This window comes from Sorangium sp. So ce128 (genome assembly GCF_051525245.1).
In the GTDB taxonomy this organism is placed as follows: domain Bacteria; phylum Myxococcota_A; class Polyangia; order Polyangiales; family Polyangiaceae; genus Sorangium; species Sorangium cellulosum_B.
In genome coordinates this window covers 7,325,059-7,348,531 of the sequence record NZ_CP150313.1, presented here as the reverse complement: position 1 = coordinate 7,348,531, position 23,473 = coordinate 7,325,059, and the positions used below count along the sequence as shown (strand labels likewise).

Here is a 23,473-nt window from a genome sequence, read left to right as displayed (position 1 = left end):
ACGCTCGAGCGAAGCGCCCCGCCAACCCGGAGAGGGGGGCGGGGCGCTCGTCGGGAACCGCGAAGCTCAATCGCCTCGAACGAAATTGAGCTTGAAGGAGACCACGAGCACGAGCGCGTCCTGACTGATGCGGCGCTTGCCCCAGGCGACCCCGATGTGCAGCCCCTCGATCGGATCGAGGTTGGAGGGGAGCCCCACGGTGTGCGTGAGCGTCTTCGTGAAGTTCCACTCAGGCCGCTTGTTCGCGAGCGCCGCGTTGACCGCCTTCATGACGGTGTGGTCGAGGATCGAGGGGATGCCGCGGATGTCCGCCTCCTCGAGCTCGACGTTGAACGCCAGGACGTTCCCCTTGTTCCTCTCGATGATCTCGGGGCAAATCAGCACCTTGAGCTCATCGAGCCGGATGGTGGGGTTGACGCCCGCGATGGACCACTGGAGCTCCGCCGGGCAGGTGACCCGCAAGCCCAGGTCGTCGGCCAGGGCAATCTCGGTCGCCTTGCCCAGGTACAGCCAGCGATCGGTCGTCTCGTCGTCGTCTAGGTGGATCTTCACCGGGAGGAACTCGCCCAGGATCTGCGCGAGATCCTCCCGCGTGATGATGGCTTCGAGCCACACGGCCAGCGCCTCAGCTCAGGTGATGGCCGCTCTCGCCGCCGTGGGACAGCCCAGCTCCCTCGATGCCGTAATGCGAGTTCGCGGAGCTCGCGTCGGACGGCGCGACCGCGCCCTTCACCGCGTCGACCGCGCTGCCGACCTTGTCCTGGACCTTGCGCTCGGCCTGCTCGACCCCGCGGGTCGCCTGGCGCTTCAGGCCGTCGAGGCGGGTCAGGAGCTCGCGGCGCAGCGCCTCGCCCGAGGTCGGCGAGAGCAGCAGGGCCACGCCCACGCCCACCGCGAGGCCGGCGCCGAAGAGGCCGAGCGCCGTGAGCGGGCTCCGCTTGCGCGAGAGCCCGACCCAGCCGAGCACGTCGTCGAAGCCGAGCGCCCCGACCGTGGCGGCGACGCCGGCGACCGCCTTCGCGACGTCGAACGCCGTCGTCCTGGCCGCCGTCGCGGCCACGCCCGCGCCGGTAGCCGCCGACTCAACCACACCCTTCGCAGTCCCCACCGCGTTGTTCATTCGGTTCGTCATGGCTCTTGTCTCCTCGTGACGGACACGACATCCGCCGGTTCGTGTCGGGAAACCATTGCAGGGCCCGGACCAACCGAGAGCTTGCGCCCAGAGCGCCTGGCCCCGGGGCCGCGGAGCGCCGCCGTGGCGCTTGCGTGACGAAACGCCACAGCTGTCGTGACGCGCCTCGGGCGCAACACGCGCCGTGAGACGAGCGCCGGTGAGCCAAGGGCCGCGGCGCGCGGCGCCGTCGCCAACGGAAGAGGTTGGATTGGGGGAGGAGTGCCGTCCTGCCGAGAGGGAGAGCCAGCTGCAGCGCCGCTCCGGCAGGGCTCCGAGCCGCCACCGTCGAGCGGGCGAGCGGGCGAGCGGGCGAGCGGGCGAGCGCGCGCGTCACCGAGGGGCATGGGCGACGCCGATCAGCGCGACGTCGACCCTGCGATCATAGCCATAGGAATACATCGGTTGAGCTCCGACCGCCTCGGCGGCGCCCGTCGCGCGCGTCGTGATGCGATCCGCGGGGATGCCCTCCTTCACGAGGATCTCCTTCACCCGCGCGGCGCGGCGGAGCGAGAGATCCTGGTTGTACGCCGGGGTGCCGCGCGGATCGGCGCGGCCGACGAGCTCTATCCTCGCGCCCTGGAGGCTCGATGAGCGCAGGCAGTCGACGAGCGCCCGGAGCTCCACGTGATCCTGCGGGAGCGGCTCGGAGGAGTCGAAGGCGAAGCTCGTCTTGGGCAGGCGGCAGACGTCGGCGATGTCGGCCCCGAGGGTGAGGCCGATGAACCGATCTTCACCTTCCCTGAGATCGGGCCATTCGACCTTGTAGACTCCATCCGGGCCCGGGTTGGGTAACCTCGGCTCAGGCCGAGCCTGCTCCGGGGGTGGTGCCGCGGCGCACGCGGTGAACAGCGAGAGCGCAAGCGCGCCCAGGCAGAGCCTGGGCAGGTTGGACATCGACAGCATGTGGACCCTCCTTTCGAGGTCGGCCGCGATAAGCCGTCTCGTGTTCCGAGGAGGTCGTTCAAGCTCCGTGCCTGTCCGGCGATCGAGGCGTGTCGCCGCGCGCCACGCCCCGCGCTCAAGGCGGGCTCATGAGGGGGATGAAGGCTCTCTGGCCTCTCTGGCCTCGATCTTGGGCCAGGTGAAACGGAAGGTGGCGCCGGCGCCGACGGCGGACTCGACCCAGGCGCGCCCGCCCTTGCTCTGGACGATCTTCTGCACGACCGACAGGCCGATGCCGGTGCCCTCGACCTTGTCGCGCGCCTTCAGCGTCTGAAAGATGCCCCAGATGCGGTCGTGGTACTCGGGCGCGATGCCCGCCCCGTTGTCGGAGACCGAGAACTCCCAGAACGGCCCGGCGTCGCGCGCGCTGATCCGGACCTCCGGATCGGTGCCGCCTGCGTGCTTCAGCGCGTTGCCGATCAGGTTCAGGAACGTCTGCTGGAGCGGAGCGCGCTCCGTGACGAGGACGGGCATGTCGGGGGCGATCTCCACGAGCGTCTCCGGCGGGGGCGCGAGCAGCTCGATGACCTCCCGGAGGAGCTTGCCGACGTCGATCGCCTCGGGCTTCTCGCGGGCGCGGCCCGCCCGCGAGTAGCTCAGGATCCCGTCGATGAGGTTCTCGAGCCGGTGGACGCGCCCGCGCAGCAGATCGAGCTGCTTGCGGCTCTCGGCCGTCATCTTGTCGTTCAGGTCCTCCTCGATCCACTGCGAGAGGTTGGCGATGCCCCTGAGCGGCGCCTTGAGGTCGTGGCTCGTGACGTACGCGAACTGATCGAGCTCCTTGTTGCTGCGCTCCAGCGCCTGGACGAGCCGCTGCCGCTCCTCCTCGGCGCGCTTCTGATCGTCGATGTCCGTGTACGTGCCGAACCAGCGGACGATGCGGCCCGACCCGTCGCGCGAGGCGACCGCCCGGCCGATGAACCAGCGGTACATGCCGTCCGCGCGCCGGAGCCGGCACTGGCTCTCGTACGGCTCGCCCGTGCGGAGCGCCTCCCGGAAGGCCTGGATGGCCCGCTCGTGCTCGTCGGCGTGGATGATCCGGCTCCAGCCCTCGCCGCCGGTGTCCTCCGCGGTGAGCCCCGTGTAGTCGTACCAGCGCCGGTTGAAGTACTCGTGGTGGCCGTCCGGGCGGTTCGTCCACACGAGCTGCGGCATCGTCTCGGCGAGCAGCCGGAACTGCGCCTCGCTGTGCTTCAGCTCCTCCGCGAGCGTCTCGACCTCCTTGCGCACGGTGACCTCGCGCTCGAAGAGGAGGGCGTTGTCGACGCTGAGGGCGGCGCGCCGGGCGAGCTCCTCGGCGAACTGCACGTCGACCTTCGTGTAGTGCCGGCCCGACTCGGCGTGCGCGAGCGTGATCGCGCCGAGGACGCGGCCGCGCGCCGCCAGCGGCACGACCAGGTACGACCGGAGGCCGAGCTCGCGCGCCATCCGGAGGTGCTCCTCGTCCCGCGCGTTCTCGATGAGCAGGGAGTCCGGGATCTCGGAGGCCCACTCGGCCTCGCCCGTCCGGAGCACCTTCGGCACACCGCGGCTCGCCGCGGGATCGACAGGATAGCTCTGCTCGATCTGGCGGACGAGCTCCACCTTCTGCGGGTCGGTGTGCTGGACGGCGACGCGCTGGATCGCGCCGTCCTGGCCCTGGATGTCCACGGCGCACCAGTCGGCGAGCAGCGGGACGACGAGCCGGGCGAGCTGCCCGAGCGTCTCGCGGAAGTCGAGCGAGGACGAGAGGATCTCGCCCGCGCCGGCGAGGAGGCTGACGTTGGCCTCGGCGCGCTTGCGCTCGCTGATGTCGAGCACGTAGGTGAGGTTGCGCCGCTGCGTCTCGATGCGGGCGGACCCGACGAGGACCGCCACGCGCTTGCCGTCCTTGCGGATGTACTCCTTCTCGAACTGCCTCGTGACGCCGTGGAGGCTCAGCTCGGTGATCGCGTCGTGGTGGACGTGCTCGTACTCCGGCGGGGAGAGCTCCTGCCAGCTGAGCAGCCCCGCCTTGAGGTCCTCGCGGGTGTAGCCGATCATCGAGAGGAAGCAGTCGTTCGCCTCGATGACGCGCCCCTCGTAGTCGCTGAAGAGCAGGCCCATCATGCTGGTGTCCATGATGCGCCGGAACACCTCGTCGCTCGCCTGGCGCTCCAGCTGGCGGAGCGCGGCCTCCTGCCGCTTGATCTGCTCGGCCCTCCGGTGCAGCTCGACGAAGACCGCCACCTTGGCGCGGAGGATGTCGGGATTGAACGGCTTGACGACATAGTCGACCGCGCCCTCGCGGTAGCCGCGATACCGTCGGTCCTCGTCCTCCGGCAGCCCCGAGATGAAGATAATCGGCGTGTGCCTCGCCCGATCGAGCCCCCTCACGCGGGCGGCCGTCTCGAAGCCGTCGATTCCGCGCATCTTCACGTCCATGAGGATCAGCGCGAACTCCTCGCGGTGGAGGTGCTCCAGCGCCTCCTCGCCGGATTGCGCGGTGACGAGCCGCTGGCGCAGCGGATCGAGCACGGCCTCGAGGGCGAGGAGGTTCGCGCGGTGATCGTCGACGAGCAGGATGCTCGCCACGGGCTCGGACGGAGCGGACGGGAGGGGAGCGCCCGGCTGGACCGAGGACTTCACCTGAAGCGGGCTCAGCCCTGGCTTTCGGTCGGGCATGACGAAGACGGTTAACGGCGCCCGGACCTTCTGGCAAGCGAAAGCGGCGCGCGCGCGGCGAGGGCCATTGTCCTGCTCGAAGCGGGCATCTCCGGCTCGCCGCGGCACCTCCAGCGCGCAGCGACAAGGCCGCGCGGGATCGGGCTCCGCGCGCCACGCTGTGGCGATCCGTCACGTGCGCCGAACGGAGCGGACCGTCGTGGGTGCGGCGCCGCGACGCCGCGGCCGGCAGCGCGTGGCTGGCATGGGGCCTGCTGGACGTGCCGCAGAGGGAGCACGTATGCGATTCGGACTCAAGCTGGCTTCATTCGTGGGAGCGCTCGTGGGCGCGCTGCTGCCGTCGCCGGCGGCTGCGGCCGACGGAGCGGGGCTCTTCGCGCTCCCGCCGAGCCGGCTCGACGCGGCGGACGGCGCGGGGATGCCGTCCTCCGAGCCGCCTGCGATGTCCGGCGGGACGTTCGTCGATCTGATGGCGCGCGCGATGATGGCCGTGCTGTCGCCGCCTCCGTCGGAGCTCCGCGTGGCGCCCCTCGTGGGCCGAGGTGGCGGCGGAGGGCTCCGCCTCGTCCTGCCCGTGTGCGAGGACGGCTGTTCGCGTTACGCGTCCCGCGCCGTCCTCCTCGTCGCGCAGAGCGCGCCCGACTCGCCGTTTGCGTGGCTCGCCGCGGTGACCAACCGCGGCGGGCGATCGCCCGAGGGGCCGCCCGGCCTCGCGGCCGTCCGGGAAGAGGCCCGCCGCGCGCGCGCGAAGGTGCCTCAGGAGGAGGCGAACGCGCTGCCCGAGTAGGCGCCCGCTCACCGCGTGGCCCGGGTCGACGTGACCGCCTCGTGGAGTGCGCGGAACATCGCCGCGAGCCTGTCCGGCTGGTAGCTGGCGTTGAGCCCGCTGGGGTTCGGCAGCACCCAGAGCCGCGTTGCGCCGAGCGTCTCTGTCTGGGGGCCGGGCACGGCGCGGGGCCTGCCGAAGGCGCCTCGATAGGCGCCAATCCCGAGCACGGCGAGGAAGCGAGGGCGGTAGCGTCGCACCGTGGTCTCGAGCCGCCGCCCGCCCGCGGCGAGCTCCTCGGCGGACAGCTCGTCCGCCGACGCGGTCGCGCGCTCGACCACGTTGGTGATCCCAAGCCCCAGCTCGATCAGCTCGCGCTCCTCGGACGGGGAGAGCACGCGATCGGTGAATCCGCCGGCGTGCAGCGCCGGCCAGAACCGGTTGCCGGGGCGGGCGAAGTTGTGCCCGACGGCGGCGGTGTAGAGGCCCGGGTTGATGCCGCAGAAGAGGACGTCGAGGTCCGGGGCGATGACGTCCGGCACCGTCTTGCCGGCGGCGGCGAGGAGCTCGTCGCGGGTGGGTCGTCGGAGGCGGGGAGGGGAGTGCACAGGCTTTCCGGGCGGGCGCAGGGCGCCGCGGCTGCAGCTTACGACGTCGCTGCGCGAAGGAGCGCGGGCGCCGAGGGCGAGGAGCGCGGGAGCCGGGGACGACGGGCGCGGGAGCCGGGGACGACGGGCGCGGCCGCCGGGGGTGACGGCGTGGGGGGGCGAGGACGTGGATCGACGCTGGACGGGGGCGCGACAACGGATACCGTCGTGCTTTCCCCGGATGCTGGTGCGCTCGCTCGGTCTGATCTCGGCTCTCCTCGCGGCCGCCTGCGCGCGTGCGCCCGAGCCGAGCCCGGCGAGCGGCGCGGGGGCTGCTCGGGCCGCGCGTGCGTCGGGCGCGACCGGCTCCGCCAGCGCTGCCCCGGCGGGGGCGCGCTATTTCCAGGCGCTCTCCGAGGGCGTGTTCCGGGCGACGCACGACGGACCGGCCGCGGCCGTCGCGGCGCGCGTCGTCACGGAGGGCGCGCGGATCGAGCTCGGCGGAGACGGGCGCGTCGCCGCGGCGGCGTGGGAGGCCGATCTGTGGGCGTCCGGCGAGCCGGTCGTCGGATCGCTCGCGATCGCGCCCCACCTCGGCGGGGGCTTCCTGCACTGGACCCGGCGCAGGGCGTTCCGCTCGCGCGGCTTCACGGGGCCGCTCGCGGAGGTGGCGCTCGGCGGCGGCGGCGCGGTGCGGGGCGCCCGCAACGGCCTGCGAGGCGTCGTGGTCTTCATGGAGCAGGGGCCGCGGGAGCTCCTGCCGGGCGAGGATCGGGGCCGGGCGCTCGACATGCCGGCCATCCACGATCTGGCCGCGCTGGATGCCGCGCGCGCGGCGCGCCTCGACGTCTTCGGCCGCGCCGCGACGACGGCGGACGGCGGCAGGACGTGGATCGACGTCGGCCAGCGGCTCGGGATCGCCGTGCGCGCCCTGAGCGTCGCCCCGGACGCGCTCTCGCTCGACACGGCGCTCGGGCGCGTGGCCGTCCTCCCGGACGGCTCGCTCGGCCGGCCCGACGGCGATCCCCGCGCGATCTGGCAGCCGAGCGGGTCGTTCCAGCTGCTCTTCGCAGGCGCCCAGGCCGCCTCCCGCGACGCCCCCGTCCTCGACGATCTCGCGCCGCTCGCGGCGGCCATCTCCGCGGGCGCGCTCTTGCTCGACGGGACCGCGCTCGGGGTGTTCGAGGGCGGCGTCGCGCGGATCGACGTGAGCACGGGCGCGGTGCGCGAGCGGTTCTCCGGCTGGCTCCCGGACGGGCCGGGCTGCGCGCCGGTGCCCGCGAAGGACGGGCCGCTCTTCCTCTGCGTGTGGGACGATTACGACGGCTACGGCAGCTACGTCCTGCGCTCCGAGCGCGGCGAGGCGCCGCGGATGGAGCGCTCCTTCAGCGACGACGGGTTCTTCGTGGCCGACGACGGCGGCGCGCTCGGCTACGTCGGCGGCTGCGCGGCGTCGCCGCGGGTCGCCAGCGACGAGGAGCGAGATCTCCGCTACGGCGAGGTCGTGATCCACCCGAGGATCTGCGTGCGGCGCGGCCCGGACGACTGGGTCGAGCATGCGGTCGAGCTCGGCGAGTCGCAGACGCTGGTCGGCTGGGCGCCGCGCCGGGACGGGAGCGCGATCGCGCTGCTGAGGGGCGAGCGCGACGCGCGGCTACCGCCGCCCGCCGGGGCGCCGCGGGGCCGCGACGAGGGGGGCGCGCGGGTCGTGGAGCTCCGCGGGCACCTCCCCGGCTGGTACTGGACGCCGCCCCTGCGCGACGGGACACGGGCGCTCGTCGACAGGCGCTTCCGCGCGCGCGAGGACGGCGGGGTCGACGGGTGGCTGTCGTCGGTCGAGTGGCCCGATCCCGTCGGGCAGGGGAGCCTGGGCGTCACGATCGCGGATGACGGGACGGTCTCGCCGCACGCCCTGCCGCCGGATCCGGCGGGGATGGTGGTGACCGGCGACCACGGCGTGCTCGTCACGGCCGGCGCGGAGCTCTACGAGACGCTCGATCACGGCCGCACGTGGCGCGCCGCCGGGCGCTCGCCGGTGCCCCCGCCGTTGTTCCAGGGCGGGTGCTCCGCGCTCGGCTGTGCGTTGAGCGGCGTGGTGCGGCTCGGCTGGGGCGCGGGCGAGGCGTCGCCGGCCGTCGCCGCCGCGCCGGGTCCCGGCTGCGGGGCGGCGGATGCCAGCCGCGCGGGCGCCGCCGGGGCGGACGCGGCGGCTTGCGTGGGCGGCGTCGGCCGGATCGACGAGCCGCCGGCGGCGCTGCCGTCGCTCTCCTGCGCGCCGGTCGAGCTGCCGGCGCTGCGCCCGCGCGCCGCGCCCGAGGCTGGCTCGGAGCGATGGACCGTGCCGACGTCGTATGGCGAGACGCTCGATGTCGTCGCCGACGCGCCGCCGCCTGGGCGCGCCGCGCGGCCAGCCGAGGAGGCGCCGCCCGCCGAGGAGGCCGCGCCCGAGGAGGCGCCGCCCAACGTCGCGGCGTCGGGCAATGGCGGCGCGGCGCCCGGAAAGGGAGGCCCGAAGGTCGCGGCGGTCCGGACGCACAGCGTGCTCTACCTCCCGCCGTTCGATCTGCGCGGCGAGGCGCTCCGACTGAACGCGACCGAGCTCGCGCCGAGCGGCGGGCATGGCGGGAAGCGCAGCGCGTCGATGCCGCTGCTCGCTGCGAGCGGCGAGGTCGGGCTGCTCGTCCTCGCCGAGGCGGGCGAGCTGCTGCTCGACCCGCAGGGCGCGCGGGCGCTCCCGGCGTTCGAGCCGCGCCGAGGTTACGCGGACACCGCGCCGGGGCGGGCCCCGGGTCTCCTGCTCGGTCCTGGCCGCGCGCTCGTGCTCGGCGAGCTCCGGCGCCGCGTGGCCGTCGAGGAGCACACGCCGGAGCCCCGGCGGCCTGCGCGCCTCCTGGCGCTCGACCGCGAGGAGCTGCGGGGCCGGCCGATGACCCTCGCGTGGCGCGACGATGGGGAGGCCGGCGTGCTGGTGCTCGACGGCTCGGCCCTCGAGATCGCGGGCGCGGCGGTGCTGGACCGCATGGGGGGGACCGCGGGCGAGGTGGTCGCGCTCGCGCCCTGGGCGACGCTGACCGCCGCCAGCGACGCGCGCTGCCGCGCCCAGAGGGGCGCGTGGCGCGCGCTCGTGGCGCTCGATCCGGAGCGCGCGCTGCGCCTCGATCGGAGGGCGCTGCCCGCGATCGCGCTCGGGAACCAGGGCCTCGCGCAGGTGCGCTGGGGGCGCGAGCGCGTCTGCCTCGAAGCGCTGCACCTCGCGGCCTCCGACTCGAGGCGGCGCGGTGAGCGCGCGGAGGACGCGGCGCTGATCGCGCGGTGGACGGCCGCGCGGGGGCAGGGGAGCGGCGCAGGACAAGGCGCGCTGCGAGCGCAGGCGACGACGCAGCGCCTCGTGTGCTCCGTGGGCGCGCGGCCCGAGGACGGCTGAGGCGCGGCGTGGATGTGGGTCAGCCGCTCCGAAGACCCCTCCGCGAGCACGATCGGCTCGGACGAATGATACGCCCGGCGGACGGATAGGTTGGTACCATCACCATTCCCAATGCACGGCGACGGGACAGAACGGTCGAAGGACATCGATAGTACAGCGTCAATGCAATTTCGTGCTCCGTTCTCTCGGCAGACCAGCGCCGGGGCGGGGCTCGTGTTGCTCTACGCCGACAACTACGAGCAATTCCGTCCTGCATACCCCGTGCTCGAGCAAGGCTCGGTCCTCGGCCGCGATCCGACCGCGGATGTGTCCGTGCCGACGCGGAGCGCTTCGCGCCATCATGCTCGGATCGAGCGGCGGGGCGGCGTCTGGCGGCTGACCGACCTCGGCGGCCGCAACGGCACGCTCTGCAACGGCGAGTTCGTCACGGAGGCGCCCATCGCGCACCTCGACCAGGTCCGGGTCGGCGACGCCATCTTCAAGTTCGTCGAGCGCGACGTCGAGAGCTACGCCCGCTACCGCATCGACGGGGCCTACGTCGAGCCGCCGGGCTCGCAGGAGGGGCCGCCGAGCTTCTCGATGGGGCAGATCGTGGGCGGCTACCAGACCCGGACCCTCGCCCGCAGCCTGCACGAGATCGCGCGCAGCGAGCTCTCGGTGCTGATTCGCGGTGAGAGCGGGACGGGAAAGGAGATCTTCGCCCAGCAGCTCCACGACTGGAGCGGCCGGCGCGGCCCGTTCCTGGCCGTCAACTGCGCCGCCATCCCCGCCGCCCTCGTCGAGGGGGAGCTCTTCGGGCACCGGCGCGGCGCGTTCTCGGGCGCCGACCGCGACAGGGCGGGCATCCTCCGCGCGGCCCACGAGGGCACGCTCTTGCTCGACGAGATCGGGGACATGCCGGCGGAAGCCCAGGCGAAGCTCCTCCGGGTGATCCAGTCGAAGGAGTTCACGCCGCTCGGCGGGACGCAGGCCGAGCGGATCGACGTGCGGATCGTCGCCGCCACGCACCGCGATCTCGACAAGCTCCAGCAGACGGGCGCCTTCCGCGCCGATCTGTTCGGTCGCCTGAACGAGCACAGCGTGACCCTGCCCCCCCTCCGCGAACGCAAGGAAGACATGTTCTTGCTCTGCACCGCGCTCGCGGCGCGCCACGGCCGGTCCGAGATCCGGCCCAGCATGGTCTCCATGACGGCCCTGCTCCACCACGATTTCCCCTACAATGTGCGGGAGCTCGAGGCGCTCCTGAAGCGCTGGGCCGCCGCGGATCGCGGCGCCGAGTTCGGCATCCAGGATCTCAGCGACAGCATCCGCGATCGGATGAAGACGTACGGAGCCCGGGGCGCTGCCCTCGCGAGCCCGCTCGTGGAGGATTCCCGCGCCACGGTCTACCCGCAGTACGACGAGGAGCCCGCGGAGGACGGAGCGTCCGCGCCGGGCGGGCCGCTGCCGCCGAGGACCACCCCGGAGGAGGGCGTGCTTCGGGATCTCCTGGCGAGGCACCAGGGGAACGTCGCCGCCGTGGCGCGCGTGCTGGGGAGGGATCGCGTGCAGGTGCACCGCTGGATGAGGCGGTACAACCTCAAGGCCGACACGTTTCGCGGGTAGCATCGCGCTCGGCGCCGCGCAGAGCGGCACCACTCGCGCCCGCCGAGGCCCGCACCCGCATGACCGCCGAAGACGTCGTGGCTCCTCTCCTCGCCGCGCTCGCGCTCGCGCTCGCGCTCGCGGCGTGCGGCGCGGCCGAGCCGGCGGCCGCGCCGCCCGGCGCGCTCGAACCGCCTCCCCGCGCCACCTCGACCGTCGCGCTCGGCCCGGCCCGGTACGTCGCGCAACCCTACCTCGGCCTGGTCGAGCGCGTGGTCCTCGACGGCCGGGAGGTCGACAGGGCGATCGTCAACGGCCAGCGCGCCGAGCTGCACGGCCTCGATCGGCTCGAGCCGCTGGGCGCGGACCGCGTGGTGCTCGCCGGCGGCGCGGCGTTCCCCGCGTGGGCCCGGCCCGGCGCGCGCGTTATCGGCGTCACGCGCGCCGCGCGCTACCTGTTCTGGAGCGGCGGCGACATCTACGCCGCCGAGAGCTTCGGCGGGGAGCTCCGCAAGCTCGCGACCCTGCCGGGCGACGTCGCCAGCGCGTTCCCATGGCTCGACGGCATCGGGCTGCTCACCGCGGCCGGGAGCTTCGTCGTCCAGGGCGCGAGCGGCGCGCTGCGGCCGCTCGGCTCGCCGTCCCTCGTCGCGGCCGCGGCGGCCAGCGAGCGCCGCGCGCTCGTCCTGACGGTCTTCGGGCGCGCGCTCCTCACGCTGGACGCGGGCGCTTCGTACCGCGACGTGACGGCGGAGCTCGGCGATGCGATCGCGCTCGACGTCCGCGGCGAGGAGATCGTCGCCTCGCTGGCCTTCGGCCTCGAGCGCGCCGTCGAGCCGAGCGGTCGCCTCGGCGAGCCCCGCGCGCGGCGCGCGCCGCCGGCGGCCGGCGTCGATCCCGGGTGGCTCGGCCGCGCGCCCTTCCAGCAGCTCGCGGACGCCGTCGCCTCGGGCCTGCCGCTCGCCGACGGCGGGGCCGCGCTCGCCGTGGACGGCCTCATCGGCCGCGTCGACCTCGCCACCGGCCGCGCCTCGTCCGTCGCGCCGCTCCCGCCCGGCAGCGGCGAGTGCGCGCCGTTCCGCGCGAGCGACGCGCTGCTCGCGGTCTGCGCCGGCCCGGAGCGCGCGAGCGTCGTCGACCTCTCCAGCGACGCGCGCGCGCTCCGCGTCGAGCGCTCGTTCGAGCTCCTGCCCGAGCCGGCGCGGGAGACCGATCGCTTCGTCGGCGTCGACGGCGAGGCGCTCGGTTACGTGGGGCCATGCGAGGGGCGGCCGAGGCCGCGGATCGATCTCCGCGCGCTCTCTCAAGGGGCGCTCGGCGGCGACGCGACGCAACAGAGCGCGGTGTTCTGCGTGCGGCGCGGGCCGGGGGACTGGGTCGAGCACCGTCTCGACGCGGCGGACGCGAGCGACGTCCTCGCCTGGATCCCGCGCCGCGGCGGGGGCGCGGTCGCGCTCATCGCGCGCCCCGGCACGTTCCTGCCGGACGGCGAGCGCGTCGAGGTGCGCGGCGCGCTGCGCGTCGTGCGGCTCGCGCGGGGCGAGCCGCCGCTCCTCTGGCCTCCGTATGGCGAGGAGCGGGCGGAGCTGCTCTCGCGCGCGCTCGCCGCGCGCGCGGACGGCGCCATCGAGGGCTGGCTCCCCGTGCACGGCTACGCGGCCGATCCCGCGCCGATCACGATCGACCCCGCCGGCCGGCTGCGCCGCCACGCCGTGCCGGCGCGCGCGCGCTCGATCGCGGCGTCGGGCCCCTTCGCGCTCGCCGAGACCGAGGACGGCGGGCTCTTCGAGACGATCGATCGAGGGCAGCGGTGGGCGCCCGTCGCGCCGCCGCCGGGCGGCGGGGCCGCGCGCCTCAACGCCTGCTCGGCGGTGGGCTGCAGCGTCGGCACGTTCCTCCGGCTCGGGTGGGCGTCGGCCCCGCGCTCCGGCGGCGGCGGCGGCGTCGGAGGCCGCGCCGCCCTGTCGCGATCCGGCGCGGCCCTCGCGGAGCCGCCCCCTGCGCGGCCCGCGCCGGATCGCGACAGGGCGGCGCGGCCTCCGGCGCCGCCGCCCCTCGCGCGGCTCGCCTGCAGCTTCGCGGGGCCGCTCGACGCCGCGCGCGTGCCGGAGTCGTCCGGGTTCGGCGCCGTCGCCGCGCCGCCCTCGCGCATGGCGGGCACGCTGCGGCTCGGCACCCTCGGGATGCTGACGCTGCCGTCGTTCAACGTTGGCCTGATGGGCAGCGTTGGCCAGTCGGGCAGCGGCGGCCTGCCGGGCCCCTCCTTTGCCGACGCGGAGCTCGCGTGGATCGCGCCGCTCGACCTGCGCGCCGAGATCCACCGCGCCACCGTTCCGCTCGCGAGCGCCGGGCTGCTCCAGCTCGCGTACCGGCCCTACGAGGCGCCGATCGGGCTCGTCATCGATCGCGACGGTCGCGTGGCCCCGATCGCGGCCGGCCCGGCGGAGGCGTGCCTCGCCGGCCTGCTGGACGCCGCGCGCGTCACGCGGCCGGTCGGCGGCTGCGCCCCCCAGCCCGCGATCGGCGTCGATCTCGGCGATCGCGCGGTGTTCCTGAGCACGCAGCACGACGGCCTCGTGGTGAGCTCGGTCGACTTCCGCGGCGCGCGCGGCGAGGCTCCTCTCGCGCGGCCCGCGGGCGGCGGGCCGCCTCCGGCGATCCGGGAGCTCCACGTGCAGCGCACCGCGCGCTCGACAGCGGCGCAGCGGGCGCGCTTCGCCTTCGGCGCAGGCGCTCGCGCGGGAGCGCCCGTCTTCGTGGCGGTCGCCGGAGACGGCGGCGCGGTGCTCTCGCCGGTCGACCCCGTGCTCGGCGCCCTGGGGCCCGAGGAAGCCCTCGCCCCGCTCGGCGCGCTCGCCGCGGGCGGCGACCCCGCCTGCGCGCCGCGCGCCGGAGAGGCGCGCGTGGTCCTGTCGTTCGATACGGAGATCGGCCTCGTGCCCGGCGCGCTGCCGGGGATCACCGCGGCCGGGACGGCCGGCGTCGCGGTGATCCGGTGGTCGCGCGAGCGCGCGTGCCTCGACGCCGTGGAGCTCGTCGTGCGCGACGAGCGCTACGAGGGCGGCCTCGGCTTCTACGAGCCGCCCGGCGTCGTGAAGAAGCTCATCGCGCGCTTCGCGGGGCCGACACCCGCGGCGACGCTCGGCGCGCGCGGCGGGCTCGTGGAGCGGCGCGGGCGCGGCGGGCCGAGCCCCGCGGCGGCGCGGCGGAGCGAGCCGGCGCAGGGCGCCGGCGGCGGCACGCTCGCGCTCGTCCTGTACGGCCAGGAGAGCCGGCAGCCGGTGCAGTGCAAGGCGGTCGTGGGCGTGCGCTGAGCCGAGCGCGCGCTCGCGGACCTCTCGACCGCGGAGCGCGGCCCCGGATCGCGCGGTGCGCCGCGGATCGCGCGGCGTTCGCGGCGCACCGTCTGCCCGTCTGCCCATCCAGCAGCACGCTGCGGCGGATTTCCAGATGGTCTAGAATGCGCCGCGTGAGCGCCGCCGCGATGCCCTCCCGCGCAGGCGTGCTCCTCGCGCTCTCCCTCGCCGCGTGCAGCGCTGCCCCGGAGCGCCCTCCGCGCCCTGCGCAGCCGCGGGCCGCCGCGCTCGCCGACCCGCTCCCGCTCTCTCCTGCGCGCTACGTCCTCACCGAGGACATCGGCGTCCTCCTCGACGCCGCCGCCGGGGCCGACGAACGGGTGCCCGCGCCCCGCCCGGAGCCCGCGCTCTTCGAAGGGCGCCGCGTTCGCGTCGATGGGGGCGTCGTGCTCGCCGATGCCCCCGCGGCCGAGCTGCTCCGCGGGTTCCGGTCGATCCCGGCGCGCCTCGGGGGCGGGTTCCTCCTGTGGTCCGAGGGCCGCGTCTACCGCGCCGCCGACTTCCTCGGCGAGCTCGCGCCCATCGCCGACGTCGGCGCTCCGGGCGGCGCGCGGCCGTACCTCGACGCGATCCTCCTGCGCAGCGATCGGGGGCTCCTCGAGATCGAGCCTTCCACGCTCGCCGTTCGCCGCTTCGGCGCCGCGGGCGTGGTCGACGCGGTGGCCGTCGACGCGCGCCGCGCGGCGCGCCTCGACCTGTTCGGCCGCGCCTCGGTCACCCTGGACGGGGGCGCCACCTGGATCGACGTGCTCGAGACGCGCGGGCTCGCCACGTCGCTCCTCGAGGAGCAGGACGGCGGCAGAGCGGTCGCGCTCCTGGGTCCGCTGGGCGGCGCCACGCTCCACGTGAGCGCCGCCGGCCTCGTACCCGCGGTGCCCCCTCCGCCGCGGGCCGGGCCGAGCGCCTCGCTCTCTCTCCCGCCTGCGCGGGACCCTACGCTCGGCGCCTCCTCGGTCCGCGCGCTCGCCCCGGCAGGGCTCGCGCTTGCCGCGGCCACCGGCGCTCTCCTCCCTGGCGGCCGGTTGCTCGTCGCTCGCGACGGCGGCCTCGCCGTGCTCGCGGCGGCGACCGCCCAGCCCCTCGCGGAGGCGGCGATCGAGAGCCTCGACCCGAGCTATGCGCGCTGCCAGCCGTTCCGGTCGGGCGACGACGTCTTGCTCGCGTGCGCGCACGAGGCCGCCCAGGTGCTCCGGCTCGAGACGACGCTCTCCGCGCCGCGGCTGGAGGCCACGTTCCCGCCCCGCGGCCGAGGCCCCGACCCGATAGCGAGCTCGCAAGGCGCGTTCGTCGGCGACGATCGCGGTCGCCTCGCCTTCATCGGCCGGTGCGGCAGCGTCCCCCCTGGGCTCCACGACTTTCCGGAGAGCCCGGGAGACGCCGGCCCGACCGACGACGAGGCGCCATGGCCCCGGCGCTTCGCGCGGCTGGCGCCCGACGAGCCGCAAGGGGACGCCGCGAGCCGCGAGCCCGCAGAGGAAGGCGTTGCACGCGTGTGCGTGCGCGTCGGCGGCGGCCGCTGGGTCGAGCGCCGGATCGAGGGCGAGGACGCCGACCGCCTCTACCGCTGGATCGTCGGCGAGCGCGGGACCGTCACCGCGCTCGTGCTGGAGGCGCCGGAGGGGCCGCGGCCGCCGCCCTCCGAGGAGGACGAGGAGGAAGGGCGCCGGACCTCCGAGGGCGAAGAGGAGGACGGCGCGCCGCGGAGATCTCCTCCCGGCCCCCCCGCGCGCGGGCGCGAACGTCCTGCGGGCCCGCCCGAGGGCGTCCGCGTGGTCCGCGTACGCGATCGCGACCCGGCGCTCGCGGGCGGCGCCTTCCCGGCGCTCGCGGGCGGCGTCTTCCCGGGGTCCGCCGACGCCGCATCGCCGCCGCGCCTCGTCGACACCGATTTCTGGGAGGACGACGACGGCGCCGTGCGCGGCTGGCTGCACCTGCCCGAGGAGGCCGACGACGTCTCGCCCGCCCGCGAGGCGCTGCCGGAGGCGGGCTCTCCCGCGCGCGCCCGTCGAGCGGAGCGGCTGCTCTCGCACCGCCGCGGCGGCCGCATCGCCGGCCTGCGCATCGACGCGCGCGGCGGCGTCACCGTCTTTCCCCTCCCGGCCGGCGTCCAGAACGTCGTCGTCGGCGGGCGGTTCGCGCTCGCCGCCACCGGCGACGACCCGCCGGCCTTCTTCGAGTCGACCGACGGCGGCCGCTCGTGGCGTCCAGCCGAGGGCCCGCCCGCCCGCCAGATCGAGCCTCCCTTCGACGAGGGCGCCCCCTTCGCCTGCTCCCCGATCGGCTGCGCGATGGGTGAGCACGGCCTCGTCCGCCTCGGCTGGGGCGGCCCTCCGCCCTCGCCGCGCGGCGCGCCGCCGCCCTTCGCTCCTGCGGTGAACCCAGCGCTCCGCGCCGCTCCTCCGCCGCTCGTCTCCTGCCGCCTCGACGACGACCCCTCGTCCTTCCCTCCGCCGTTGGTCGCCCCGGCGCCGCCCCCCTCGGGTCGCCGCGCTCCTCGGGGCACGCCCGCGGCAGGGGGCGTGCCCGCGACGGCCCGTCCGACCGGCGGCGCGCCCCCTCTCGTCTCGCTGTCGACCGCGCCGTCCTCGCCCCTGGGCGCGCTCCGCGACGGCACCTTCACCGCGAGCGTGCTCCTGCCGTTCGCGCGTGCCGGAGCGCCGCGCCGCCTGTCGCTCCGCGACGGCTCGCTCGGCGCGGCGTCCGGCGACATCGTCCCCGTGCTGCTCGCGCCAGGCGCCAGGGCGCCCGCGGATCTGCTGCTGCTGTTCGACGCGAGCGGCCCGCACGGACGGCGCGGCCTCCGCGTGCGCGCGGGCGCCGAGCCCCCGGCGCTCCTGCCGTTCGACCACGCCGGCGCGATCGCCGCCGCGGTCGAGCTGCCGGGCGGCGAGCTGCTCGCCCTCGACGCGGGGAGGCGCAGCTTCGTCGTCGCCGTGCGGCAGGGCACCTTCCCGGCCTTCGGGCTCGCGCGTGTCCCCGAGCTCGCGGGCGCCCGCCTCACCCTGGGCCGCCGGCTCGACGCCCCTGGCGTGGCCCTCATCGGCTACTCCGTCGCTTCCGGCGAGGTGGTCGCGGGGCCGATCGACGTCGCCCGTGGCCAGGTCGGTCCGCTCGAGCCGCTCGGGCCCCTCGCGTCGCTCGCGGAGATGGGCGCCAGCGGCTGCGGCGGCGCGCGGCCGTCGCACCGGTTCATCGCCGAGCTGCCCGCCACGCTGCGGGTAGCCTCGAGGAACGGGGCGCCGCTGTTCGAGGGGGACGCCCCCGCGTCCGCGCTGCTCTCCGGCGGCCGCGGCGCCCTGTGCGTCGAGGCGATCGAGGTCCGCGCCGCGGCCCGGGGCGGGCTGGACCTCGGTGTGGTCTTCGGCCCCGACGGCGCCGCCGCGCTCCGCGACGGCGGGGGCGGCGTGCGACTCCGCTGCGAGCTGCTGTCAAACCGGCCATGAGGGGCGGCGAGCATCCGGAGATTCCGCGTCGGCGGACCTCTCGTGCTAGGGTCCGCCAATGCCCGCCCTTCGATCCTTGGCCCTGCCGATCGCGGTGGCCGCGTCGATGCTCGCGCTGAACGCATGCTCTGAGCGGCCCACCAGCTTCCCCGATCGCGACGGTGTCATCGCGGCCCAGGCCGAGTGGTGCTCCGCGCTCGCCAAGCTCCAGCGCGCCGGTGCATCCTGGGAGCACCTCAACGCGTGCAAGGCCGCCTACCCGACCTCGTCGCCCACGTACCTCCGCGCGATGACGAGCTGCTTCTCCCGCCGCATGGAGGCCGCCACCGAAAGCTCGCCGGACCGGAGCCAGATCATCCTGGAGTGCAACGACGAGGTGGCCGTCAAGCTGAACCCGGACGAGCCCACGGCGGCGCCGGTCATCGAGTCCCGCTGCGCGCGCATGGCCCGCTGCGAGAGGGTGCCCGTCCCCGCGTGCAAGAGCGCGTTCAGCAAGCTCGAGGGGGCCCAGCGCGCGATGTTCACCACCATCTACAACGCCGCCGGCCGCTACGAGATCATCGACTGCCTCGACAACGCGAGCTGCACCGACAACGAGGAGGCGGGCCGCCAGGCCTGTTACAAGCCCACCTCCGACGCGCTGCTCTGGTTCCCGGACTGAGCCCCGCGCGCTGGCGGTCATCGTCTCGTTCACGCTGGCGGTGATCTTCTCGTCCACGCTGCCAGCCCTCTTCTAGTCCGCGCCGCCCGCCCTCTCGTCCGCGTCTCGTTGCCACGAAATCCCTGGTAGCGTGCCGCGCATGCGAACCGCCCGACCTCGAACCGATCCCCTGTCTCAGCTCGGCGCGCAGCGTCCGCGCGCCGAGCGTCCTCACGCCCGCCCCGGAGCGACCCAGCCCGGCGCGGCGCGCCGCCTCTTCCTTGCGCGCGTCGTCGCCGCCGCGCTCGCGCTGATCGGGGCGTGGCTGCCCGCGAGCGCCGCGCACGCGGCGGGCACCGTCACCATCGTCGACCGCTCGCCCAAGGAAGACAGCGGCCGATGGAAGCTGAAGATGACGATGAACTACGGAGGGATGCCGCACCTCGGGCACATCCCGATGCTGTTCTCGTTCACGCCGACCGTGCACTACGAGCGAGCGCTCACCGACAAGTCGCCCGAGACCCCGATCCTCGTCCGCATCCCGCTCCAGAACCAGCAGTCGATCAACGAGAGCATGGACGTCGGCTTCTCCGACAGCAGCGGCAAGGTCTTTGCGATCACCAAGTTCGACTTCGTCCTCCGGCGCGATCGAGGCTTCGAGGCCGGCGAGTACGAGCTCGTGATCAAGCGCGTGAGCGACGGCGTGCAGATGGGGCCGAAGCAGAAGATCACCCTGCAGGGCGACAACCCCGTCATCGATCGCCGCGCGATCGTCTTCAGCGGCGAGAAGAAAAAGAAGGACGAGAAGGCGGACAAGGCCGAGGCCGAGAAGAGCGACGAGCCCGCCAAGGAAGAGGCCTCCGAGGGCGCGCCCGCGGAGGACGCCGCCGAGGCGGAGGCGCCCGTCGACGACGCGCCGCCGGCCGAGGCGCCGCCGCCCGTGGAGCCCAAGCAGGGCGGCTGCGGCTGCCGGCTCTCGCCCGACGAGGCCGCGACGCCCCTCGCCCTGCCGCTCGTCGCCCTCGGCGCGGCCGCCGCGCTCGCGCGAAGGCGCCGCGCGCGCCGCGCCTGACGGCGCCCGCGCCGCGAGCGCCCGGGATCGAGCGAGACGGCCTCTGTGCTGGACGTTGCGCGCGCGGCCTCGGCCCGCCGCGCCTGCAGCACATCGTGATCGCCCTTGCAGGGACCACCCGAGCCCGCAGACAATCCCCCGCCGACGCCCGCTGTCCGCGACTCCCTCGCGGGCCCGCCGTCCCCAATCCAATCGATGAGCTCCCTAGTCCCTGCCCACCAGCACCCCCTGCTGTACGCGATCTTCGTGCGTGTCTGGCTCCATGAGCTCTCGCGCGCCGCCAAGGCCAGGGTGACGCTCGCCAGCGTGCCCGACGCGGCGCTCGACCGGCTCGCCGCGCTCGGGGTCGACTACGTGCATCTGATGGGCCTCTGGACGCTCGGCGAGGAGGGCCCGCGCCGCTCGCTCACCGATCCCGACCTGCGCGCCGAGTACGACCGCGTGCTGCCGGACTGGACCGAGGCCGACGTGGCTGGCTCCCCGTTCGCGGTCGCGCGCTACGAGGTGAACCCCGCGTTCGGCGGCGACGCCGGCCTCGCGGATCTGCGCCGGCGCCTCGCGGCGCGGGGCATCGGGGTCATCCTCGACTTCGTGCCCAACCACGTCGCGCGCGATCACCACTGGGTGAAGGAGAAGCCCGAGCTCTTCATCGCCGGCGACGACGGCGCCCCGCTCAGCGGGCGCGATCCCTACATCCCGCCGTGGCCCGACACGGCCCAGCTCGACTACCGCCTCGCGGCGACGCGCGCCGCGTCCGTCGAGGCGCTCCGCAGCGTCGCGTCGCGCTGCGACGGTGTCCGCTGCGACATGGCGATGCTGGTGCTCGACGACGTCTTCCGGCGCACGTGGTCCAAGCGCCCGCCGGCGGAGCGAAAGGCCGAGGCCACCGGCGAGTTCTGGGCCGAGGCCATCGACGCCGTCCGCCGCGACCACCCGAGCTTCGTCTTCATCGCCGAGGCCTTCTGGGACCTCGAGTGGCGCCTGCAGATGCTCGGGTTCGACTACACCTTCGACAAGAGCCTTTACGATCGGCTGAGCCACGCCTCCGCGTCGTCGGTCCGCGGCCACCTCGCGGCGACGCCCGACTACCAGCGGCGGAGCGTCCGCTTCATCGAGCACCACGACGAGCCGCGCATCGCCGCCGTGCTCCCCCCGGATCGGCGCCGGGCCGCCGAGTTCATCGCGGCGACGGTGCCCGGGATGCGGTTCATCCACCACGGCCAGCTCGAGGGGCGGACGGTGCGCGCCTCGCTGCACCTCGCCCGCGCCCCCGAGGAGCCGGTCGATCAGGCCTGCCTCGCCTTCCACGAGCGGCTGCTCGCGGCCGTGCGCCGGCCCATCCTGCGCACCGGGAGCTTCGCCACGCTCACCGCGCGCGGGCCGGGCGCCGACGCGTTCGTCGCTTACCGGTGGGAGCCGCTCCCGGCCTGCGGCGCGCCCCGGAGCGCGGCGCCCCTCGTGGCGGTGATCAACTTCGCCCCGTCGCGCAGCGGGTGCCGCATCCCGCTCGACATCGCCGGCATCGCCGGCCGCAAGGTCCTGCTCGCCGACCTCATGACCGGCAACGAGCACCCGCGCGACGGCGACGAGCTCGTCGATCTGTCGCGCGGCCTCGGCGTCGAGCTCCCCGCGTACGGCATCCACCTCTTCGAGATCCGGCGCTGATGCGCGTCGCGCCCGGGTCGTCCAGGGACCTTGGAGATCCTCATGGCTGATCCTGGCGCGGGCGCGCCCCTCCGCCTCATCACCATTCCCTGGAGCCACTTCTGCGAGAAGGCGCGGTGGGCGCTCGATCGTGCCGGCGCGCGGTACCGGGAGGACGCCTACCTCCCGCTCGCCCACGCGCTCCCGTCGCTGAGGGCCGGCGGGCGCCGCTCCGTCCCGGTGCTCGTCTCGCCGGCGGGCGTGCTCGGCGACTCGACCGACATCCTGCGCTACGCCGACACGCTCGTGCCGCCGGAGCGCGCGCTCTTCTTCGAAGGTTCCCGCGAGCCCGACGCAGGCCGCGCCGAGGTCGAGGCGCTCGAGCAGCGCTTCGATGTCGACCTCGGCCCCGCGACCCGCCGCGTCGCGTACTTTCACCTCCTGCCCGACGCGGAGGGCGCGTTCGCCCTGATGGGCGGGTCGTTCCGCTCCCTCGAGGGCGCTGGCGCGGCGCCGCCCTGGTGGTTCGGGCGCGGCACCTTCCGCGCTTACTACCCGGTCGCGCGGGCGGTCATGAAGCGCGTCATGCGCATCGACGCCGCCTCCGCCGAGCGCTCGCGAGGCAAGCTCCGCGCGGTCTTCGACGCGGTGAACGAGCGCCTCCGCGATGGGCGCCCGTACCTCGTCGGAGACCGCTTCTCGGCCGCCGATCTCACCTTCGCCGCGCTCGCCGCGCCGCTGCTCGCGCCCGAGCACCACCCGTCGCCGCTGCCGCCGCCCTCCGAGCTGCCGTCCGAGCTCCGCGCGCTCGCCGAAGGGCTCCGCGGCGAGCCGGCCGGCGCGTTCGCCCTGCGCATGTACCGCGAGCACCGGCGCGCGAGGCCCGGGCGAAGCGCCGTCGGGTGACGCTCGACGCCGCCCGGCCGCGGGCCAGCGCCGGCGCCGGCCCGCGCGCTCACGCGAGCGGCGCGCTCACGCGAGCGCCGGCACGCCCGCGATGAGATCCCGCGCCGCAGGCCCTGCCTTCAGCGGGTCGCGGTGCGCGCCGAAGTGCCGCGCGTGATCCCGGACCGCGCCCATCGCCGCCTCGGGGGCGAGGCCGTGCCGGGCGCGCAGCCACGCCGCCAGCACGACGCCCGCGCGGCCCGCGCCGGACGCGCAGTGCACGACGGCAGGCGCGCCGCTGGACTCGGCGCGCCTCAGCGCGTCGAGCGCGCGCTCCAGCGCGTCGGGCGAGGGGAGCGCGCCTCCGTCGAGCGGCACGTGCGTCACCCGGAGGAACTCGCGCTGGTAGCGGCCGAGGAGCGGGATCCGGTGGAGCGCCAGCTCTCCCTCGTCGAGCAGGCAGAGCACCTCGCGCATCCCGTGCCGCGCCATGAAGGCGAGCCACGCCTCGACGGGCGCGTCGCTCGGATCCGCGTGAGCTGCCGAGCTCGGCGGCGCGACCACCGACGAGCGGATCCCGGAAGCCGACCAGTTCGCCATCCCGAAGCCGGGCCGCTCCGCGCCGTGGACGATCCGGTCGAGCGGCGACGCGGGCGCGAAGTTGAAGGGGGCCGGCGTCGCCTGCTCGTGCGCGCTCCGGTAGAACAGCTCGAACTCCGCGACCGACGCCTCGAGCTCGGGGTCGTCGATGGAGCCTGGCCGCACGCGCCGCACCTCGGCGATGGCCTCGGCCGCCGACCTGCCCAGCGACACGAGGCGGCACGCCAGCACGACCCCGGTGCGCCCGACGCCGCCCTCCCCGTGAACGGCGATCGGCCGCGGCGCCCGGCCGAGGAACGCCACGGCGCGGAGGAGGTCCACGCTCGGGATGCGCGTGAAGTCGGCGAGCGGGCAATGCAGGTGGATGAGCGGGCCCACCGCCGCAGGCGGTGGCGCCCGACGCGAGAGCGACACCAGGCTGCGGAAGCCGAGCTCCGCGAGCTCCTCGACCGCCTGGGGCGCGTGGGGATAGGCCATGCCGGCGAGCTCGCCGGGGATCACGAACGAGAAATTTTCGAGCTCACTCATGGCCGTCGCTCGGTGCGCAGGTGGTCGTGGCTCGCGCCTCGGGGTGGGGCATCCGTCTGCACCTCGCCTCGAGGTCGCAGCTCGTCGCAGCGCTTCGCCGCCTCGCTCTGCGAGGCAACCCGGAGCGGCTGCTCCGGGCCGTCGGGCGGCGGCCGCTCGTCCGTCCTGCGGGCGAGCGGGGCGCC

General features: G+C 75.3%; 15 protein-coding genes. 9 read left to right on the top strand and 6 right to left on the bottom strand.

The window, feature by feature from the left end:
• Positions 1-66: 66 nt before the first annotated feature.
• The 4 genes from WME82_RS27880 to WME82_RS27865 form a co-directional block, all read right to left on the bottom strand.
• Positions 67-615 carry a hypothetical protein gene (locus tag WME82_RS27880; protein WP_437739529.1) on the bottom strand — a complete coding sequence of 183 codons (549 nt, stop codon included), beginning with the start codon at positions 613-615 and terminating at the stop codon, positions 67-69.
• Positions 616-625: 10 nt separating this feature from the next.
• Positions 626-1,132, bottom strand: a complete 507-nt coding sequence (locus tag WME82_RS27875) for a YtxH domain-containing protein (RefSeq protein WP_438037761.1) — start codon at positions 1,130-1,132, stop codon at positions 626-628.
• Between the two features lie 372 nt (positions 1,133-1,504).
• Entirely contained in the window at positions 1,505-2,077 is a 573-nt protein-coding gene (locus WME82_RS27870; RefSeq protein WP_438037760.1) for an OmpA family protein, read from the bottom strand.
• Positions 2,078-2,203: 126 nt separating this feature from the next.
• The gene (locus tag WME82_RS27865) at positions 2,204-4,759 is read right to left on the bottom strand and encodes a PAS domain S-box protein (protein WP_438037759.1); all 2,556 of its coding nucleotides are present in this window, start codon (positions 4,757-4,759) and stop codon (positions 2,204-2,206) included.
• A gap of 280 nt (positions 4,760-5,039) precedes the next feature.
• On the opposite strand from WME82_RS27865, the gene WME82_RS27860 reads away from it, so the two are divergent.
• Positions 5,040-5,546 (top strand): hypothetical protein, encoded by a 507-nt coding sequence (locus WME82_RS27860; RefSeq protein ID WP_438037758.1) that lies wholly within the window; start codon positions 5,040-5,042, stop codon positions 5,544-5,546.
• Positions 5,547-5,554: 8 nt separating this feature from the next.
• Here the strand turns inward: WME82_RS27860 and mug are convergent, their stop codons facing one another.
• On the bottom strand, positions 5,555-6,067 hold the full coding sequence (gene mug / locus WME82_RS27855; protein ID WP_438044943.1) for a G/U mismatch-specific DNA glycosylase: 513 nt from the start codon (positions 6,065-6,067) through the stop codon (positions 5,555-5,557).
• 286 nt (positions 6,068-6,353) lie between these two features.
• Between mug and WME82_RS27850 the strand changes: the two genes are divergently transcribed.
• From WME82_RS27850 to WME82_RS27815, 8 genes are all read left to right on the top strand, one after another.
• Positions 6,354-9,536: a hypothetical protein gene (locus WME82_RS27850; RefSeq protein ID WP_438037757.1), complete on the top strand. Its 3,183-nt coding sequence runs from the start codon at positions 6,354-6,356 to the stop codon at positions 9,534-9,536.
• Between the two features lie 162 nt (positions 9,537-9,698).
• The gene (locus WME82_RS27845; RefSeq protein ID WP_438037756.1) at positions 9,699-11,141 is read left to right on the top strand and encodes a sigma 54-interacting transcriptional regulator; all 1,443 of its coding nucleotides are present in this window, start codon (positions 9,699-9,701) and stop codon (positions 11,139-11,141) included.
• A gap of 59 nt (positions 11,142-11,200) precedes the next feature.
• Entirely contained in the window at positions 11,201-14,434 is a 3,234-nt protein-coding gene (locus WME82_RS27840) for a hypothetical protein (protein ID WP_438037755.1), read from the top strand.
• 155 nt (positions 14,435-14,589) lie between these two features.
• Positions 14,590-17,919, top strand: coding sequence for a hypothetical protein (locus WME82_RS27835; protein WP_438037754.1), 3,330 nt, complete (start codon positions 14,590-14,592; stop codon positions 17,917-17,919).
• A 58-nt stretch (positions 17,920-17,977) separates the two neighbouring features.
• Entirely contained in the window at positions 17,978-18,580 is a 603-nt protein-coding gene (locus tag WME82_RS27830) for a hypothetical protein (RefSeq protein ID WP_437739509.1), read from the top strand.
• Positions 18,581-18,719: 139 nt separating this feature from the next.
• Positions 18,720-19,631 carry an MYXO-CTERM sorting domain-containing protein gene (locus WME82_RS27825; RefSeq protein ID WP_438037753.1) on the top strand — a complete coding sequence of 304 codons (912 nt, stop codon included), beginning with the start codon at positions 18,720-18,722 and terminating at the stop codon, positions 19,629-19,631.
• Between the two features lie 195 nt (positions 19,632-19,826).
• Positions 19,827-21,296 carry an alpha-amylase family glycosyl hydrolase gene (locus WME82_RS27820; protein WP_438037752.1) on the top strand — a complete coding sequence of 490 codons (1,470 nt, stop codon included), beginning with the start codon at positions 19,827-19,829 and terminating at the stop codon, positions 21,294-21,296.
• A 42-nt stretch (positions 21,297-21,338) separates the two neighbouring features.
• Positions 21,339-22,181, top strand: coding sequence for a glutathione S-transferase family protein (locus tag WME82_RS27815; RefSeq protein WP_438037751.1), 843 nt, complete (start codon positions 21,339-21,341; stop codon positions 22,179-22,181).
• 66 nt (positions 22,182-22,247) lie between these two features.
• Here WME82_RS27815 and WME82_RS27810 read toward each other — a convergent pair whose 3' ends face one another.
• Positions 22,248-23,288 carry a phosphatase domain-containing protein gene (locus WME82_RS27810; RefSeq protein WP_438037750.1) on the bottom strand — a complete coding sequence of 347 codons (1,041 nt, stop codon included), beginning with the start codon at positions 23,286-23,288 and terminating at the stop codon, positions 22,248-22,250.
• Positions 23,289-23,473: the final 185 nt, after the last annotated feature.